We start from the raw sequence: 17,015 nt of genomic DNA, 5'->3' as shown, positions 1-17,015 counted from the left end.
ACGCTCGCCGAAAAAGAACCGTATAAGGAGTGGGGCGCCGAACCCGGTTCAACGTTTGGCGCCCCGGTCTTACAGAAGACTAGTGACGAATCACTTGGCTTCCTTGATAACCGCCTCGCGGGCCTTGACCAGGGCCTTGGCGTTGTCCTGATCGACCTTCAGCACGCTCTTGTAGCCGAGCTCGTCGACCTTGGTGCGCAGATCCTTCAGGGTCTTGGTGAAGGCGGCGTCGTTCTTGGCGGTGACCGACTGCCAAGAGGCCTGGACGGTGGCGCTCTTGATGGAGCTACGGGTTGCGGAGATGGTGGAATCCTCTTCCGGAGCGGTGTAGGAGGCACCGGCCGCGACAGCCAGCTTGTTGTTGGTCTGCAGGTAGTCGATGTCGTTCTTGGCGTTGCCCATGTGAGCGGACCAATCCTTGAACAGGGCGGAATCGTCCTGTTCGGACTTCCACATCTGAGCGTTGTAGGCCTCGCCGGTGTTCGGATCGATATCGTTCTGCTGGACGGCCTTGAAGTTCAGCTTGGACAGGCCGTCATCATAGGTGCCGCCGCCGAGCTTCGCGGGAACCTTCAGGTTGGCGTGGTCGCCGTTCATAGCGGTGTTGCCGAACTCGGTGAGCTTCGGGTTCTTGCCGTCGGAATCGGTGGTGAAGCAGCCGAGATCCTTCGGGCAGGCGGCGCCGCCGGCGTTGGAAGCGGAGGCGTAGATGCCTTCAGGAGAGTACAGCCAATCGATGAACTTGGCCAGACGAGCCTTGTTCTTGGCCTTGGAACCGATGGCGATCATGTAGGAGCCGTCGCCGTCCGGGGTGAAGCCGTCGGAGTAGACGTCCATATCCTCCAGCGGAGCCAGCATGAAGCCGACGCCCTTGGCCTTGTTCTCGTTGGAGTTCATACGCGGCTTGCCCAGCCAGCTCCACAGGGAGACCAGCGTCTTGCCGTTGGAGACCTTGGTCTGCATGGTATCCCAATCCTGGGTGGTGGAATCCGGATCGACCAGGCCCATGGACTCGGCCTTGTTCAGGAAGGCCAGAGCCTTCTGATAGATGCCGCCTTCCTTGGTGGCGGACTGGATGTCCTTGCCGTCAGGGCCGATGAACAGGGAGCCCTGCTGCTTGTAGCCGTACCAGCTGCAGATGGCAGCGGCGTTCTGCATCACATCGCTATCCCAATCCTTGAACAGGGAGAACGCGTAGATGTCGTTCTGGCCGGTCTCCTGACGGGCCTTGTCCTGCATCTGCTTGAGCACGTCAAGGAAGCTGTCGAGATCCTTGATCTCCGGGTAGCCGACCTCCTTGTAGTATTCCCAACGGATGTACGGCGCGGAACCGGGCTCGATGCCTTCGCTCGGGTCGGTCGGGGACTGGGAGGACGCGGCCTGCGGGATGCCCCACACGCCGTCCTTGCCGGCTTCCTTGGTGATGGACTTGACCGCGTTATCGTACTTCTTCACATTCTTCATGCTGGAGTAGTACGGGGTCATATCCTCGATGAGCTTGGCCTTGACCAGCTTGTTTAGACGGCCATTGCCGGTGCTGGTGATGACGAGGTCGCCCAGGTTGCCTGCGGCGGAACGGGTATCGAACACGGTGTCGCCACCGGAGACGTTCGGCGCGATGATGTTCAGCTTGATGTTGAACTTATCCTTGATGAGCTTGGCGTACCAACCCTTCTGCACGCCCTGGCTGTTGGCCAGCGAATCGAAGACATCAACGGTCATTTCCGAGCCGTCGTCCTTGGTATCAGCACTGTTGCTGCTGCTACCGCAGGCCGCGACGGAGAACAGCGTGGCCGCCGCCACACCTGCCGCGAGCACGCGGGTGGTGATCTTCTTCAGTTCCATGTGTGGAAACCTCCTTGTATTCCTTTGTTTATATTCAGTTATGGGGGAAGAATCTGTGTTCCGGGTTGGCCTCCTTTGCTGGGAGGCCAACCCTTGTTGGTTGTATGGGGCCGGTTGTCGATTCCCGGTTGGGGCAGATGCAAGGCCGGTGGTCTGGCCTGCCCCGAGGGGATGGGTAAAGGCTACCCGGAGCTGGGTGGCCTGCCCACTTGCGGGTATGGACTTGTGTCCTGCTCCTGCAGGGAGGGCGGTGAGACCACCCTGCCTGCACGAGCCTGCCCACTGCAATTGAGGACTCGCGCTTTGCGCGAGGCTCAATGCTGCCTTCGCAGGGGCTGTCGCCCCTGCTCAGGCTGAGCCTATGAACAGTCCACAGGACTGTTCATTACGGCTCAGCCCTTTACCGCTCCCAGCATCATGCCCTTGACGAAGAAGCGCTGGAAGAACGGGTAGGTGAACATGATCGGCAGCACCACGATGACGGAGACCGTCATACGGATCGAGGTCGGGGTGGCCGCGCTGGCCAGGGCCGCCACATTCGCCGAGCTCGCCTTGGCCGCGTTGGCCAATGCGGACGCCTGGTTGATGTAGGTGTACAGCAGGTACTGCAGCGAGTAGAGCTTCGAGTCGGTCATGTAGATCAGGGTGTCCTGGAAGGAGTTCCACTGGTTCACGGCCGAGAAGATGCCCACGGTAGCCAGGATCGGGGTGCACATCGGCAGGATGATGCGCGTGAACACGGTCAGCGTGCCGGCGCCATCCATCTCGGCGGCCTCCTGCAGCGAAGGCGGAATGGACTCGATGAAGGTCTTCACCAGGATGATGTTGAACGGCTGCACGACCGCAGGCAGGATATACACCCAGAAGTTATTGGTCAGGTGCAGGTTCTTCATCGTGATGAACATCGGGATCAGACCTGCGTTGAAGTACATGGTGATGATCACGAAGCGGTACCAGAAGGTACGGTGCCACATGCTCTTCTGCGTGAACATGAAGCCGAGGTAGGCGCTGGCCAGCACGGTGAGCACGGTGCCGATGATGGTACGTGCCACGGAGATCCAGGCCGCGGTTGCCAGACCGTCAAGCGAGAGTACGTTCTTGTAGTTCTCCAGGTGGAAGCCCTTGAACCACCACATCACGTCGCCCGCCGCCGATGCGTTGTTATCGGAGAACGAGTTGATGATGAGGTAATAGAACGGGTACGCGCAGATCAGCGCGAACAGGGACAGGAAGATGATGTTGAAGACGTTGTATGCTTTCTCGCCCGGGGTGCGACGCATCGCGGGGGAAATGCCCTTCTTTACCTTTGCCATGATTTATCCTTAACGTTCCTTGGACTTATGCCGATCAGACGATGCCCACACCGCGGGTGCGCTTGGAGAGCCAATTGACGGTGAAGAGCAGGGCCACGGAGACCAGGGACTTCAGAATCGAGATTGCGGTACCGAGCGACAGGCTGGACTGGCCAAGGCCGACGTTGTACACGTACAGATCGAGCACCTGGATCCAATCCTTGTTGAAGGAGTTCTGGAAGACGTAGTACTGATCCATGCCGTTGTTGAGGAAGTTGGAGATCGAGAGCATCAGCAGCACGAAGTAGGTCGGCAGCAGCTGCGGGACCGTGACGTGGATGATCTGCTGGAAGCGGTTGGCGCCGTCCACCTGGGCGGCCTCGTAGAGCTCCTGATCGATGCCGGCGATGCCTGCCAGGTACATGATCGAGCCCCAGCCGATGCCCTTCCACATGTTCCACAGCAGCATCTTGAGCCACGTGTGGTCGCCGGAATCAAGGAACTTGATAGGCGCGCTGATGATGTGCAGGTTCTGCAGCAGCTCGTTGACCATGCCGGAGGAGGAGAACATCGCGAAGGCGATGGAGTAGACCAACACCCAGGAGATGAAGTTCGGCAGCGTGGTGAGCGTCTGGATGAGGTTCTTGAACCACTTGCAGCGGATCTCGTTGAGGGCGATGGCGAAGATCACCGGGATGAACGAGGTCAGGATGTTCAATCCGGACATGGCGAAGGTGTTGATGAGCACCTGGCCGATGGTCTTGAGCTGCGCCGGGCTGGACACCAGGAAGGTGAACCAGTGGAAGCCCACGAAATCGCATTCGCTCAGCGGCAGCGGCGGCTGATAATCGAAGAACGCGTACACCCAGCCGAGCAGCGGCAGATAGCTGAACAGCACCACCATGATCAGCAAGGGGGCGACCAGCAGGAATAGCCTCTTGCCGTGCCTCTTGTTGTAGTCGATATTGCCGGCCATCTTCTTGGCCTTGTTGGCTGCGCGACGATCCTTACGGCTTCTCGGTGCAGGCGAACCCACAACCGCTGCCTCAGCCTCGTTGGCAACCGAACCGCCAGCCGGCGTAGTTGTTACGGACTGCATCTTGTCTCCTTTGAAACATGCAGATAACTGCTGGTTGAAACCGGGGAAAACGCATCGGATGTTTCTCTCTCAGCTCCAAATCTGTTATTTATCAGTTTATAAACAACATTGGCCTTCGTCAAACCACCTTGGCGAACCGACCCCCGACAAACGTTGGCATATCACCCCAAACTATTGTTATTCCAACGAACTAAGTGGGGAAAAATCCTTATTTATAAAATGATAAATAGGGCGTGTCGCGTGTCTGCGGCACGATAATATCAGCTGTATTCGGAAGGTAAATCAGGGAGGATTTATGCACTTCAACATCAACGCACCGTTCTGGCGCTTCATGGACACCCTGCTGCGCTTCACCGGGCTGAACCTGGTCTACCTGATCACCATGGTCCCCGTCATCACCATCGGCCCCGCCCGCACCGCACTCTATTCGACGATGTTCGCCTACGACGAGCACGACGACATCCCGCTCGTCAAGGAATACCTCAAGCGCTTCAAGCGCGAATTCAAACAGGCCGTCGTCTCCTGGATCATCCTCGTCGCGCTTGCGGCCGTCATCATCTTCGGCATCGTGTTCTGGGCCGTGTACGACTCCAACGTCTCGTACGTACCGCTGGTGATCTTCATCATCGCCGCCGTGGTGGTCGTGTTCATCGCCGAATACCTCTTCCCCCTGCAGGCGCGCTTCACCAACACCCTCGGCACCGAATGGAGACTCGCCGCCCTCTTCCCGTGGCGCGCATGGCCCGCCACGCTCGCGCTGCTGTGCATCGACGTCATCGCGCTGGGCATCGCGTTCTATGTGCCGTTCATCCGCGTGCTCGCGCTGATCTTCGGCATCTCATGGGTGGCCTACGCGAAGTCGCTGCTGCTGCTATGGGCCTTCAAGCGCTACGGCCAAATCGGCCCAGTGGAGGAACCAACCTTCGTCAACGCCCACGACTGACGCCGCGGCGCGGAAACGCGGTAGAACATCACGCCTTGTCGGCGATGAATCCCAACGGATTGTCGATGAACCGACGCAGACCCACTTCCGCCGCACCGTACAGCGCCGGATGATCGGCGACCGGCGGCATGGATACGCTCACCTGCATATCGGAAGCGCCCAGCACCTGCTCCTTGAGACGGGACTCAAGCATCTCGTAGAACGGCTGGCCGAAATTGATCCACCAGCCGCCCAGCAGCACGGTGTCGACATCAACCAGATTCACCGCCGAACCGATGGCCGAAGTCAGCGCGTCGACGGCGCGATCGACCGCTTCCACGGTCTGTGCGTCGCCGGCATGCCAGGCATCCAGCATCCTGTCCAGCGCCTGGGCCGTGGACGCCTCCTCGCCGCTGGCCACACCGGAGGCCTCCACCAACGAACGGCGGCCGGCGTACGCCTCAAGGCACCCCTTGCGGCCGCACCTGCACAGCGGCCCGTCCAACGCAACCGACAGGTGGCCGATCTCGCCGGCAAACCCATGAGAGCCGGCCACGACCTCGCCGTCACGCACGATCGCGCCGCCGATGCCGATATCGCAGGACAGATAGATGAAGGAATCCATGCAGTCCACGGCGTCCAGGAAGTCGGCGCGGGCGCATGCATAGCCGGGAATCTGCGCGATGGCGGCCATCTTCGCCTCGTTGCCCGGGCTTACGTCATAGTGCTGCATGACCGGGAAACGCGTCAGGTCGATGTTCTCCCACCCCAGGTTGCGCGCCATGAGCAGCTGTTTTCTTGATGTGATCAGGCCCGGCAGCGCGCAGGCGGCACCGGCGATGAGGCACCCCTTGCGCTTGAGCCGGCGCTCCATGGATTCTGCCATGGTGCTGAGCTTGTCGAATACGACTTCCGGAGCCGCACCGCTCATATCGGCATCGACCCACTCATACCCCAGGGTGTCACGGTTGATGTCCAATGCGATGCAGCCGTAGCCGTCGGTGTTGACCTGCATGCCGATGCCGCACACCTTGCCGCCGCCAATCGTCAGCGGCGTGGAGGGACGACCGTAATTGGACGAGGTCTGCGGCTCGCCTTCCTTGACGACGCCCGCGTCGATCAGCAGCGACACCAGCAACGACATCGTCGCCTTGGTCAGACCGGTCTCCTTGGCCAGAGCGGCACGGCTCATCGGCGATGAGGCGCGCAACAACGTGTCGATCACCACGGAAAGATTGTGATTGCGCAAATCGTCCTGGTTGATCCTGCGAAGAGAAGCCATAGTCGTCCCGTTCCTGCCCTGTCCGTTTGTATGCCGAGGAATATCCACGAACCGATGTTCCGAAGCCATTCCTGATGCTACACTACTATAGTATAGTTTATTCATCTAACTATTAACCGTGCGCCATTGGCGGACGGCATGCAAGGAGGCAGCACACACATGGCACAGACTCTGGTGGCTGGCGTCGACACCTCGACCCAGTCCTGCAAGGTACGCGTGACGGACGCCGAGACCGGCGAACTCGTCCGCTTCGGCCAGGCCAAGCACCCGAACGGCACGTCCATCGACCCGAAGTACTGGTGGGAGGCGTTCCAGGAGGCCGCACAGCAGGCCGGCGGACTGGACGACGTGGCCGCACTGGCCGTCGGCGGCCAGCAGCACGGCATGGTGATCCTCGACAAGCAGGGCAACGTGATCCGCGACGCCATGCTGTGGAACGACGTGAGCTCCGCCCCGCAGGCGGCCGCACTGATCGAGAAGATGGGCGAGGCACCTGCGCAGGGCGATGAGCCGGAAGACCCGATCGCCCGCGGCAAGCAGCGCTGGGTGAAGGCCGTGGGCTCCTCCCCCGTCGCCTCCTACACCCTGACCAAGGTGGCATGGGTCGCCGAAAACGAACCCGAGAATGCCAAGAAGATCGCAGCGATCTGCCTGCCTCACGACTGGCTGAGCTGGCGCATCGCCGGGTACGGACCGGTCGCCGAGGGCGAGGACGCGCATCTCGACGCCCTGTTCACCGACCGTTCCGACGCCTCCGGCACCATCTTACTACGATGCCGCATCGAACGAATACCGCCGCGACCTGATCGCCATGGTGCTCGAAGCCGCCGAAGGCGCCGATGCCGCCAAGGCGCACGCCGACGCGATCGTGCTGCCCACCGTGCTGGGCCCGCGTGACGCCGCGCCGGTCAAGGCCGATCCGGCAATCGCAGGCAAGAACGTCGAAGGCGGCTGCACGCTCGCCCCCGGCGGCGGCGATAACGCCATGGCCTCGCTGGGCCTGGGCATGGGCGTCGGCGACGTATCCATTTCCCTGGGCACCTCCGGCGTGGCCGCGGCCATCTCCGAGAACCCGACCTACGACCTGACCGGCGCGGTATCCGGCTTCGCCGACTGCACCGGCCACTACCTGCCGCTCGCCTGCACCATCAACGGATCGCGCATCCTCGACGCCGGCCGCGCGGCCCTCGGCGTGGACTACGACGAACTGGCCAAGCTGGCCTTCGCCTCCAAGCCGGGTGCCGAAGGCATCACCCTGGTGCCGTACTTCGACGGCGAACGCACCCCGAACCGCCCGGACGCCACCGCCACGCTTTCCGGCCTGACGCTGGCCAACACCACCAAAGAGAATCTGGCGCGCGCCTTCGTCGAAGGCCTGCTGTGCTCCCAGCGCGACTGCCTGGAGCTCATCCGCTCCCTGGGTGCCACGATCAACCGCATCCTGCTCATCGGCGGCGGCGCGAAGTCCGAAGCCATCCGCACACTGGCCCCGAGCATCCTCGGCATGGACGTGACCCGCCCGGCAACCGACGAATACGTGGCCATCGGCGCCGCGCGTCAGGCCGCCTGGGTCCTGTCCGGCGAAGCCGAGCCTCCGGCATGGAAGCTCACCATCGACGGCGTGGAGACCGGCGAGCCGACCGAAGCCGTCTACGAGGCCTACGCCAAGGCCCGCGGCTGATTCATTTCTCCTTTTCTCCTTCCTTCCAGAGAAACGGGCCGTGCAGCGATTCGATCGCCGCACGGCCCGTTTCGTATATGTGCAGATCCTCGCGCTCCCCCGGATCACGGCAACCAGTAACCGGCAACAGTAATCAGCAACCGACTCATCAGCGCGCCCAGGCACATCCGCTGGCTGCACAGATAAGGAAAGCCGGCCGCGGACGAATCCACGGCCGGCTGTTTGGAAGGAGTTCAGGGGGAAGAATTCAAGGCGGGTGCCGTGCCTAAGGCAGGCACCCGGTGCGTTATCAGGCGTTCACCTTCTTCGTGTTGTGCATGCGCTTGCGAAGCTCGGACTCGATCTCCTCAAGGGAGCGGCCACGGGTCTCGAACACGTAGGAGTGCACGAACCAGATGGACAGGAAGCACAGCACGCCGTAGCCGATGAACAGGCTGCCGGTGCCGAACAGGTTCAGCAAGTAGGGGAAGGTCAGGGAGACCAGGGCGTTGGCGGCCCAGTTGATCACACTGGAGAAGGAGTTGCCCAGGCCACGGATGTTCAGCGGGAACACCTCGCCGATCATGATCCACATGACCGGACCCCACGTGCCGGAGAAGAACGCGATGTAGACGGTCAGTGCGATTACGCAGATGATGGCGGCGGTCATGTTGTTGCCGGAGAACTTCATGCAGATGCTCATCACGAACAGCGAGACGCCCATGCCGATGGCGCCGACGATCAGCATCTTGCGGCGATCGACCTTATCCATGATGGCGATGGCCACGGCGGTGACGATGACGTTGAAGATGCCGATGCCGATATGCGCAAGCAGTGCGGCGGAGACGCCGAAGCCGACTTCGGTGAAGATGGTCGGGGCATAGTACAGCACGGTGTTGCAGCCCATGATCTGCTGGAAGATGGCTAGGCCGATGCCGATGACCAGTGCCGGGCGGACGGTCGGACCGAACAGTTCGGCAAGACCCTTGCTTTCGATCTTGGCCTGCTTCTCGATCTCCTCAAGCTCGTGGCTGGCACGCTTGTCGTCCTCGTCATAGATGGACAGCAGCACCTCGTGCGCCTTGTCGATCTCGCCGCGGCGAGCCAGGAAACGCGGGGATTCGGGGAGGAATAGACCGCCAAGGAACAGAATGACGGCCGGGATGGCGGCGCAGCCAAGCATCCAGCGCCAGCCGGTGTACATGCCGGAGAAAGTGTAGTTGGTGACATAGGCGAGGAAGATGCCCGTCATCACCATGAGCTGGAACAGACCGGAAACGGTGCCACGCTTATGCGCCTGGGACAGCTCGGCAAGATAGGTCGGGATCAGTGCGGACGCCGCGCCGACGGCCAGACCAAGGATAATACGGAAGATGATCAGCGCCCAGTAGCCCAGCGCGAAGCCGGAACCCAACGCGCCGACAACGAAGATGACGGCCGAGATCAGCAGCAGCTTGCGGCGGCCCAGGGAATCGGACAGCGGGCTGATGAACGCCGCGCCGAGCACTGCGCCAAGCAGCACCGCGCTGACGACCCATCCCTGCTGCCATTCGCCAAGATGCATCTGCTTTTGAATGAACAGAATGGCTCCGGAAATCACGCCCGTGTTGTAACCGAACAGCAGGCCACCCAACGCGCCGAAGAAATACACGACACCCTTAGGCATATGTTTCATTGGTTTCTCCCTTCTTTGAGGCATGCGATCCTCGGGACCGCGCATGGCACACGGCCATGCGGAACACTGCGGGAGCGAACAGCCAGTCATCTTCGAAACCGCCGCCAAACGCGCACGAAAGCGCATCATGGCATACGTCGAGACAGGCATACGAGAGGTGATCATCGCGTCATCGCGAGAAGTCGTTGCGGCACCCACTGCTACAATGAAACTCGTCATGGCAACCACAGTGTTTCCATGTACTACGCGATGGCCGCTGAGCCGTGCAGAAAGTCCAGCGGCCATCGTTTTCGTATCGGCATCGACGCACGCCCGCATGCAGCTGACCTCTCTACGCGTGCAGGCGCAGCGTCAATGACCTTCAAACCGCCGGCGCTTGCCGTATCAATCGCACATTTTCCGTAAGCACCGGTCGGCTTTTCGTTTTTCAGTTATCTCAGTTATCTCGATTATGTAAGCCCCGTGGGGCTTGGACGTTACCCGGCTTTCGCCTGAGGCCGTGCCAAGCCCCGTAACCCGGGGTTTCGGCTCACGCCCGGTCCGGCAATTTCGGAGCGCTACACGCACCCATTTTTTGCTCGTCCTCGACTATCGTCTCGGACATCGCCCGAGGCTACCCGAAACCCCACAGGGGTTTCGGCTCATGCCTCGGCCAGAGCGTCGATCATGTAGTTGTTGATCGTGGCCTTGACGGACTCGAGGTGATCGGACTTGGTGGCGGCGATGAGCTTGGACTGCGGGATGTCCAGAGCGTACTCCTCCAGGGAAGCCAGGGAGGCGGTGCCGTTCTCGACGGTTGCGCCGATGCCGGAATCGAAGGAGCTGTAGCGCTCGGCCTGCAGGTTCTCGATGACCTTGTCCTCGTGCATCTTGGCGGCGACCAGGAGGCCGGCTGCGAAGGAATCCATGCCGGCGATGTGGGAACGGAACAGATCCTCGGCGGTGAAGGAGGTACGACGCGGCTTGGCATCGAAGTTCAGACCACCGTGAGGGCCGATCTGGCCTTCGGCGAGGACTTCCCACATGACGGTGGAGGTCTCGTACAGGTCGGTCGGGAACTCATCCATATCCCAGCCGATGAGCTTGTCGCCCTGGTTGGCGTCGAGGGAGCCGAGCACACCGGCCTCGCGGGCGGTGCGGATCTCGTGCTGGTAGGTGTGGCCGGCCAGGTTGGCGTGGTTGCCTTCCAGGTTCAGCTTGAAGACGTCCATCAGGTCGTAGGTGCGCAGGAAGTTGATGGCGGTGGCGGCGTCGAAGTCGTACTGGAACATCGTCGGTTCCTTGGCCTTCGGCTCGATCAGGAACTGGGCATCCAGGCCGATTTCCTTCGCGTAGTCATGGCACATGTGGAAGAACTTGGCCATGTGCTCCTGCTCGCGCTTCATCTGGGTGTTCCACAGGTTCTCGTAGCCTTCACGGCCGCCCCAGAACACGTAGTTCTCAGCGCCCAGGCGCTTTGCGATCTCCAGGGAGTGCTTCAGCTGGCCGCCTGCGTAGGCGTAGATGTCCGCGAACGGGGAGGTGGAAGCGCCGGACACGAAGCGCGGGTTGGTGAACAGGGAAGAGGTGTTCCACAGCAGCTTGATGCCGGTGGACTTCATGTTCTCTTCGATCTTGTCGACGACCTTGTCCAGGTTCTTGTCGGTCTCGCGCAGGGTATCGCCTTCCGGAGCGATATCGCGATCATGGAAGCAGAAGTACTCGACGCCGAGCTTCTGGAAGAACTCGAAGGCGTAATCAACCTTGGCCAGGGCCTCGTCCTCCGGATCGGAGTACTTGCCGTACCACGGACGCTGGGCGGTGCCGGTGCCGAACGGATCAACGAGCTGCTGATCGAAGGTGTGCCACCAAGCGACACCGAAACGCAGCCAATCCTTCATCTTCTTGCCGGCGACGACGCGGTCGGCATCGTAGTAATGGAAGGCCAGACCCTCCTGCGGTCCCTTTTCGCGGCCGACGTACGGAATCTTGTCAATATCCCACAGACCCATGGGTTGCTCCTTTGCTATTTGGCTTTGCCTTACAAGCGTTTTGTTCTGGCGGGCCTGAACCCGTCTTGCGATACATAATAAAATGAATTACCTATCTTTGTCAATTCGTTTTACTTTTACGGTGTTTCGCTTGGGATATCACCGTTTCCGCACTTACCCTGACAGGCCTCTCACACCTTGATGCGATGCTTCAACATGCTCAACCATCCCCTTCTTATCTACGGTGATAATGTGCAGGTATCGCATGATCAGGGCCTCCGCCCTAGAAAAAACACCACCGTCATGCACAAAAAAAGCCACAGGCACATACCACTCAAGGAGGAGAGAATGTCGCTGACCACTCTCATGAACCCATTGGAAATCAACCACATGCAGCTGAAGAACCGCATCATGTTCCCTCCGATGACCACTGGCTATGAGGCAAGGGACGGCTCCATCACCCAGCAAAGCATCAACTTCTATAGACGCGTGGCGCAGGGCGGAGCCTCATACATCGTGCTGGGAGACGTAGCACCCGTATACACCATCTCCCCCACACCAAAACTCGTGACCGACGAACAAATCCCATCTTTCGCCGCACTTGCGGACGCCCTGCACGAATTCGACTGCAAACTCGGCATCCAGGTATTTCATCCCGAATACGACACCGTGGCCGTAGCCGAGCTGTTCAGACAGGGAGACATGGCCGGCGCACGGGCCAAGTTGCATCATGATATGAGCCACTACATCAACGAAGTGAGCGCACAACGGCTCGGGGAAATCCTCGACAGCATCAAGGCTCTGGCCGCACGTGCCACCAAAGCCGGAGTCGACGCCATCGAAGTGCACGGCGACCGACTTATCGGATCCCTCTGCTCGACCCTGATCAACCAGCGAACAGATGAATACGGCGGCTCATTCGAAAACCGCACTCGCTTCGCAAGAGCCGTGGTCCATGCGATTCGCGAAGGATCGCCGGATATCTGCATCGATTACAAGCTGCCCATCGTCACCGAAAATCCGCAAATAGGTCGTGGAGGCCTGTTTATCGACGAAGCTGTCAAACTCGCCAAATTGCTCGAAGAAGACGGCGTCGACACCTTCCACGTAGCCCAAGCCAATCACACCGGCAATCTCAACGACACCATCCCGGCCATGGGCACACGTCCCGCCTGTTTCATGGAGCCCTACGCACGCCGAATCAAGGAAGCCGTGAGTGTTCCGGTCTCCACCGTGGGACGGATTCTCACGCCCGAGCAGGGCGCAGAGCTCATCGAAAGCGGCGCCTGCGACTATATCGGACTCGGCCGCCCCATGCTTTGCGATCCCGACTATGCCAATAAAGTAGCCGAAAATCAGACCGAGCTCATTCGCCCCTGCATGATGTGCAACCGCGGCTGCACCGACGCCATAGCCAGCCGCCGATTCATCTCCTGCGTTCTCAACGCGGAAGGCGGGTACGAATATCAGCGCACCATCCAACCAGTGAAACAGCAGCGCAACATCATTGTCGTCGGCGGCGGCCCGGCCGGCATGGAAGCAGCCCGCGTAGCGGCACTACGCGGCAATCACGTGACTCTGTTCGAGCAAAGCGACCATCTTGGAGGACAACTCGGAATCGCGTGCACTCCACCGCGCAAGAAGGAAATGTCACGCGTTGTCGCATGGTATTCAAGGTCGCTGGAAGCTGCCGGCGTCGAAGTGAAGCTCAACACCGCCGCCGATGCCAAAATGCTGGTGGGACAATCACCGGATGAGGTGATTGTGGCGGTTGGCGGACGCAACGCGGAACCGCACATCGAGGGGGCCGATCTGCCGCACGTCATCAGTGCATGGAATCTGCTCGCAGGGAACGCAGCTCCCACTGGTCGCACCATCGTCATCGGCGGAGGACTGGTAGGCGCGGAAACCGCGGAGTTCATTGCACAGAACCACCCGGACTGCGAGGTGAGCATCGTGGAGATGACAGGGCAGATCGCCGCCGAGGAGTCCAGCACCATCAAACCGGTTATGATGCAGGATTTCGCCGATCACAAGGTGGCGCTGTATACCGACACCAAAGTCGAAAGAATCGAGCCAGGGCAAATCATAGCCAGCCGCAAGAATACGGATGATGACTCCTCGGAATCGACGCAGATCACCCTGCCATGCGACAGCGTGGTGATGGCCATCGGCACCATGCCGGCAGAATTCGATGTCTCCGCCCTTGAATCGGCCAACATCACGGTGCGTCGAATCGGCGATTGCAACGGCAAGACCGCCGATATCGATCGAGCCGTCGAGGAAGGGTACCTGGCAGCAACCGCCTGAGTCGCTGCCTTTCACATGAATTCGCCTGTCCGCGCATTCCCTACAAATGCGCGGACAGGCGAATCACGTTCTTAGCCCATTGTTCGTCTTGCCATATCATTATCCATTTATCCGTCCATTCCATTGGAACCCGCACAGCGGTGGTAGAGTGTGCATGTTTGTCTGCAACGAGGCGCAACGCAAAGACGCGCGAAAAAAACGAAAGAAGGAATCAATGACAGAAAACGTCGACACCATCTGTGTACAGGGAGGCTATCAGCCCGGAAACGGCGAATCACGCACTCCCCCGATCATTCAGGCCACCACCTTCAAATACCAGTCGAGCGAACAGATGAGCCGCCTGTTCGACCTGTCCGAGTCCGGCTACTTCTACACGCGCCTGCAGAACCCGACCAATGACACCGTCGCCGCCAAGATCTGCGAGCTTGAGGGCGGCGCGGCTGCCATGCTCACCTCGTCCGGCCAGGCCGCGAACTTCTTCGCACTGTTCAACATCTGCAACAACGGCGACCATATCGTCGCATCGTCCGCCATCTACGGCGGCACGTTCAACCTCATCAACGTCACCATGCGCAAAATGGGCATCGAGTGCACCTTCGTGAGCCCGGACTGCAGCGAAGAGGAACTGGAAGCCGCATTCCGTCCGAACACCAAGGCCGTGTTCGGCGAATCCATCTCCAACCCGGCACTCATCGTGCTCGACTTCGAGAAATTCGTGAGCGCCGCGCACCGCCATGGCGTGCCCCTGATCGTGGACAACACCTTCCCCACCCCGATCAACTGCCGCCCGTTCCAGTACGGCGTGGACATCGTCACGCACGCCACCACCAAATATATGGATGGGCATGGCTCCTGCGTGGGCGGAGCGATCGTGGATTCCGGCAACTTCGATTGGATGGCGCATGCCGAGAAGTTCCCCGGACTCACCACTCCGGACGACTCGTACCATGGCGTGACCTACGCGAAGGAATTCGGCAAGGCCGCATACATCACCAAGGCCACCGCGCAGCTCATGCGCGACTTCGGTTCCACGCCGGCTCCGATCAATTCGTGGATCATGGGCATGCATCTGGAATCGCTGGGAGTGCGCATGGAACGCCATTGCGCCAATGCCTTGGCAGTAGCGAAGTGGCTCGATGCCGACCCGCGCGTGAGTTGGGTGAGCTACCCGGGGCTTGAGGGCGACAAGTACCATGTGCTGGCGAACAAGTACATGCCGAACGGCACCTGCGGCGTAATCTCCTTCGGCGTGCCGGGCGGCCGCGCGAAGGTCTCCGCGTTCCTCGACCATCTGAAGATGGTGTCCATCGCCACGCATGTGGCCGACGCTCGCAGCTGTACGCTGTATCCAGCAGGCACCACGCACCGTCAGCTCACCGAGGAACAGCTTGAGGAAGCCGGCGTGGGTATTGATTTGGTGCGACTGAGCTGCGGCATCGAGAACGCGGCCGACATCATCGCCGACATTGACCAGGCGCTGGCCGCCGTGCAGGAGTAATACGGCATCCTTTCTTTAGACAGGTGAGACACAGGATCTTTTCTTTCCGGGGCCTCACCTGTCTATGCCGATTCCGCTCTACGAACCCCCATTTCGCTTACATGTGGCAGATATACGCTTTCGACCGGTTCTATTTCGCTTACGTGTGGCACGTACATCGCGGTTTACCGTCCTTTCCCGTTGAAATCATGCCATTTGATTCACGAGTCTCCGCTATCCTCTGCCACACGTAGGCGAGATATATCGCGTCACACTCCCGTATCTGCCACACGTAAGCGAAATAGACCGATTGGCGCATCGCTACCTCTCGCTTCCTAGCAATAGCCCGGCTTCTTCACCGCCGTCTCCGGTCAAGCACCTGCTCCATCGTCATCCGATCGCAAAGCTTCGCCAGCCGTGGATTACACTCCCGAATCCTCGAAGCGACTCGTTCGGCCAATTCACGCTCCCGTTCCTCATCGCCAAGGTCAAGCTTCGTGGCCTGAACGTACAGCCATCCCATATCCTCGATTCTCTTTCGCCGCTCGCTGTCGGCCAGCCATTGACCGGCATGGTGCCCGCCATCATATTCGACAACGACTTTCCACTCCGGATACGCCATGTCCAGCAGAAACACTCTTCCCGTCTTCTCATCGCGGATAAGATAATTGACTTCCGGGCATGGCAGACCATACTTCATAAGCGCAAGTCTCGTCCTAGTTTCCTGCGAGGAGTCCGTTCCCTCTCGCATAGCGCGCAGAGCCAGCTCCATGTTGCGAATGCCTCGAACGGCGCGTTTACGACCGCTTTGTTCGGCACATTCCCTCAGACGATTCAACATCGCGCGGAAATCCTCAAGGCAGGCTCTTCTCACACGCCCGTCCCTTCGCATCATCGAATCCCCAAGCGCAATCAGTTCCTCAAGAGACAACCTGGCCGAATACATGGCCCACACATATACCGGGGCCGCGCACTCGATTCTTCCGTGATCGACGAACACCGTATCCAATTCCACACCCCAGATAACAAAGCAAACACCTTTGAGATGCGTTCTTCCCGAGTTGCCGCCGACCACTACATACAGGCAATCCGAGCATCTGCCGTCTCCCGGCTCCCGCGGCTGTTCGATCCCCATCAGTGCCAATGCCGTGGACAGCGTGAATACCAAATTACGCGCGGTCCGCCGCATTGCCGCCTTGCATGAAACCAGCGCCGACCCTCTGAGGTCATGCAGTTCCTGCGAATATCGTGCCCCATTACCCATGAGCCCGAGAATAGGAAATATCAAGACACCCGTCCACAGCGCCCTGCGAAAATGTGGATATGTGGATAACCGTCGACATCCTCGGGCGGCGATCGCGCGAATTAAGCAGCTGCCACCCAATCGATCATGGATTCCGCACTGTAGAAAAACAGACGCTCCATGTGCATCTGCGGCATATCATGGCATGTCGGAAAGGCATCGAGAGAAGGACACACAGTC

At 60.0% G+C, this 17,015-nt stretch carries 10 protein-coding genes and 1 pseudogene; 4 read left to right on the top strand and 7 right to left on the bottom strand.

Annotation, left to right across the window (positions count from 1 at the left end):
- Positions 1-90: 90 nt before the first annotated feature.
- From G1C98_RS01710 to G1C98_RS01700, 3 genes are all read right to left on the bottom strand, one after another.
- Complete coding sequence (locus G1C98_RS01710) at positions 91-1,845, bottom strand: ABC transporter substrate-binding protein (protein WP_169078646.1); 1,755 nt, start codon at positions 1,843-1,845, stop codon at positions 91-93.
- A gap of 392 nt (positions 1,846-2,237) precedes the next feature.
- On the bottom strand, positions 2,238-3,158 hold the full coding sequence (locus G1C98_RS01705; protein ID WP_240944877.1) for a carbohydrate ABC transporter permease: 921 nt from the start codon (positions 3,156-3,158) through the stop codon (positions 2,238-2,240).
- A gap of 34 nt (positions 3,159-3,192) precedes the next feature.
- A complete protein-coding gene (locus tag G1C98_RS01700; RefSeq protein WP_205831832.1) occupies positions 3,193-4,236 on the bottom strand; it encodes an ABC transporter permease in 1,044 nt (347 codons plus the stop codon).
- A gap of 295 nt (positions 4,237-4,531) precedes the next feature.
- On the opposite strand from G1C98_RS01700, the gene G1C98_RS01695 reads away from it, so the two are divergent.
- Positions 4,532-5,179: a YesL family protein gene (locus G1C98_RS01695; protein ID WP_169078644.1), complete on the top strand. Its 648-nt coding sequence runs from the start codon at positions 4,532-4,534 to the stop codon at positions 5,177-5,179.
- Between the two features lie 28 nt (positions 5,180-5,207).
- On the opposite strand, the gene G1C98_RS01690 is transcribed toward G1C98_RS01695, so the two are convergent.
- A complete protein-coding gene (locus G1C98_RS01690; RefSeq protein WP_169078642.1) occupies positions 5,208-6,440 on the bottom strand; it encodes an ROK family transcriptional regulator in 1,233 nt (410 codons plus the stop codon).
- 159 nt (positions 6,441-6,599) lie between these two features.
- Between G1C98_RS01690 and G1C98_RS01685 the strand changes: the two are divergent.
- Positions 6,600-8,121 (top strand): annotated as a pseudogene (locus G1C98_RS01685) (xylulokinase).
- A gap of 289 nt (positions 8,122-8,410) precedes the next feature.
- On the opposite strand, the gene G1C98_RS01680 reads toward G1C98_RS01685, so the two are convergent.
- Both G1C98_RS01680 and xylA read right to left on the bottom strand, forming a co-directional pair.
- Positions 8,411-9,775, bottom strand: a complete 1,365-nt coding sequence (locus tag G1C98_RS01680) for a sugar porter family MFS transporter (RefSeq protein WP_169078640.1) — start codon at positions 9,773-9,775, stop codon at positions 8,411-8,413.
- Between the two features lie 641 nt (positions 9,776-10,416).
- Positions 10,417-11,766, bottom strand: a complete 1,350-nt coding sequence (xylA, locus tag G1C98_RS01675; protein WP_169078638.1) for a xylose isomerase — start codon at positions 11,764-11,766, stop codon at positions 10,417-10,419.
- Between the two features lie 195 nt (positions 11,767-11,961).
- On the opposite strand from xylA, the gene bilR reads away from it, so the two are divergent.
- Both bilR and G1C98_RS01665 read left to right on the top strand, forming a co-directional pair.
- Positions 11,962-14,055, top strand: coding sequence for a bilirubin reductase, long form (gene bilR / locus G1C98_RS01670; RefSeq protein WP_205831831.1), 2,094 nt, complete (start codon positions 11,962-11,964; stop codon positions 14,053-14,055).
- A gap of 214 nt (positions 14,056-14,269) precedes the next feature.
- Positions 14,270-15,553: an O-acetylhomoserine aminocarboxypropyltransferase/cysteine synthase family protein gene (locus G1C98_RS01665; RefSeq protein WP_169078636.1), complete on the top strand. Its 1,284-nt coding sequence runs from the start codon at positions 14,270-14,272 to the stop codon at positions 15,551-15,553.
- A gap of 334 nt (positions 15,554-15,887) precedes the next feature.
- Here G1C98_RS01665 and G1C98_RS01660 read toward each other — a convergent pair whose 3' ends face one another.
- Positions 15,888-16,796 carry a DUF559 domain-containing protein gene (locus tag G1C98_RS01660; RefSeq protein WP_169078635.1) on the bottom strand — a complete coding sequence of 303 codons (909 nt, stop codon included), beginning with the start codon at positions 16,794-16,796 and terminating at the stop codon, positions 15,888-15,890.
- Positions 16,797-17,015: the final 219 nt, after the last annotated feature.

Origin of the sequence: Bifidobacterium erythrocebi, assembly GCF_012932675.1 — a bacterium.
In the GTDB taxonomy this organism is placed as follows: domain Bacteria; phylum Actinomycetota; class Actinomycetes; order Actinomycetales; family Bifidobacteriaceae; genus Bifidobacterium; species Bifidobacterium erythrocebi.
This window is presented reverse-complemented; position numbering and strand designations above follow the sequence as displayed.

Excerpts from the sequence above, each read along its gene's own strand:
- G1C98_RS01710 (WP_169078646.1), bottom strand. The coding sequence starts at position 1,845 with ATGGAACTGAAGAAGATCACCACCCGCGTGCTCGCGGCAGGTGTGGCG.
- G1C98_RS01705 (WP_240944877.1), bottom strand. The coding sequence starts at position 3,158 with ATGGCAAAGGTAAAGAAGGGCATTTCCCCCGCGATGCGTCGCACCCCG.
- G1C98_RS01700 (WP_205831832.1), bottom strand. The coding sequence starts at position 4,236 with ATGCAGTCCGTAACAACTACGCCGGCTGGCGGTTCGGTTGCCAACGAG.
- G1C98_RS01695 (WP_169078644.1), top strand. The coding sequence starts at position 4,532 with ATGCACTTCAACATCAACGCACCGTTCTGGCGCTTCATGGACACCCTG.
- G1C98_RS01690 (WP_169078642.1), bottom strand. The coding sequence starts at position 6,440 with ATGGCTTCTCTTCGCAGGATCAACCAGGACGATTTGCGCAATCACAAT.
- G1C98_RS01680 (WP_169078640.1), bottom strand. The coding sequence starts at position 9,775 with ATGAAACATATGCCTAAGGGTGTCGTGTATTTCTTCGGCGCGTTGGGT.
- xylA (WP_169078638.1), bottom strand. The coding sequence starts at position 11,766 with ATGGGTCTGTGGGATATTGACAAGATTCCGTACGTCGGCCGCGAAAAG.
- bilR (WP_205831831.1), top strand. The coding sequence starts at position 11,962 with ATGCTCAACCATCCCCTTCTTATCTACGGTGATAATGTGCAGGTATCG.
- G1C98_RS01665 (WP_169078636.1), top strand. The coding sequence starts at position 14,270 with ATGACAGAAAACGTCGACACCATCTGTGTACAGGGAGGCTATCAGCCC.
- G1C98_RS01660 (WP_169078635.1), bottom strand. The coding sequence starts at position 16,796 with ATGGGTAATGGGGCACGATATTCGCAGGAACTGCATGACCTCAGAGGG.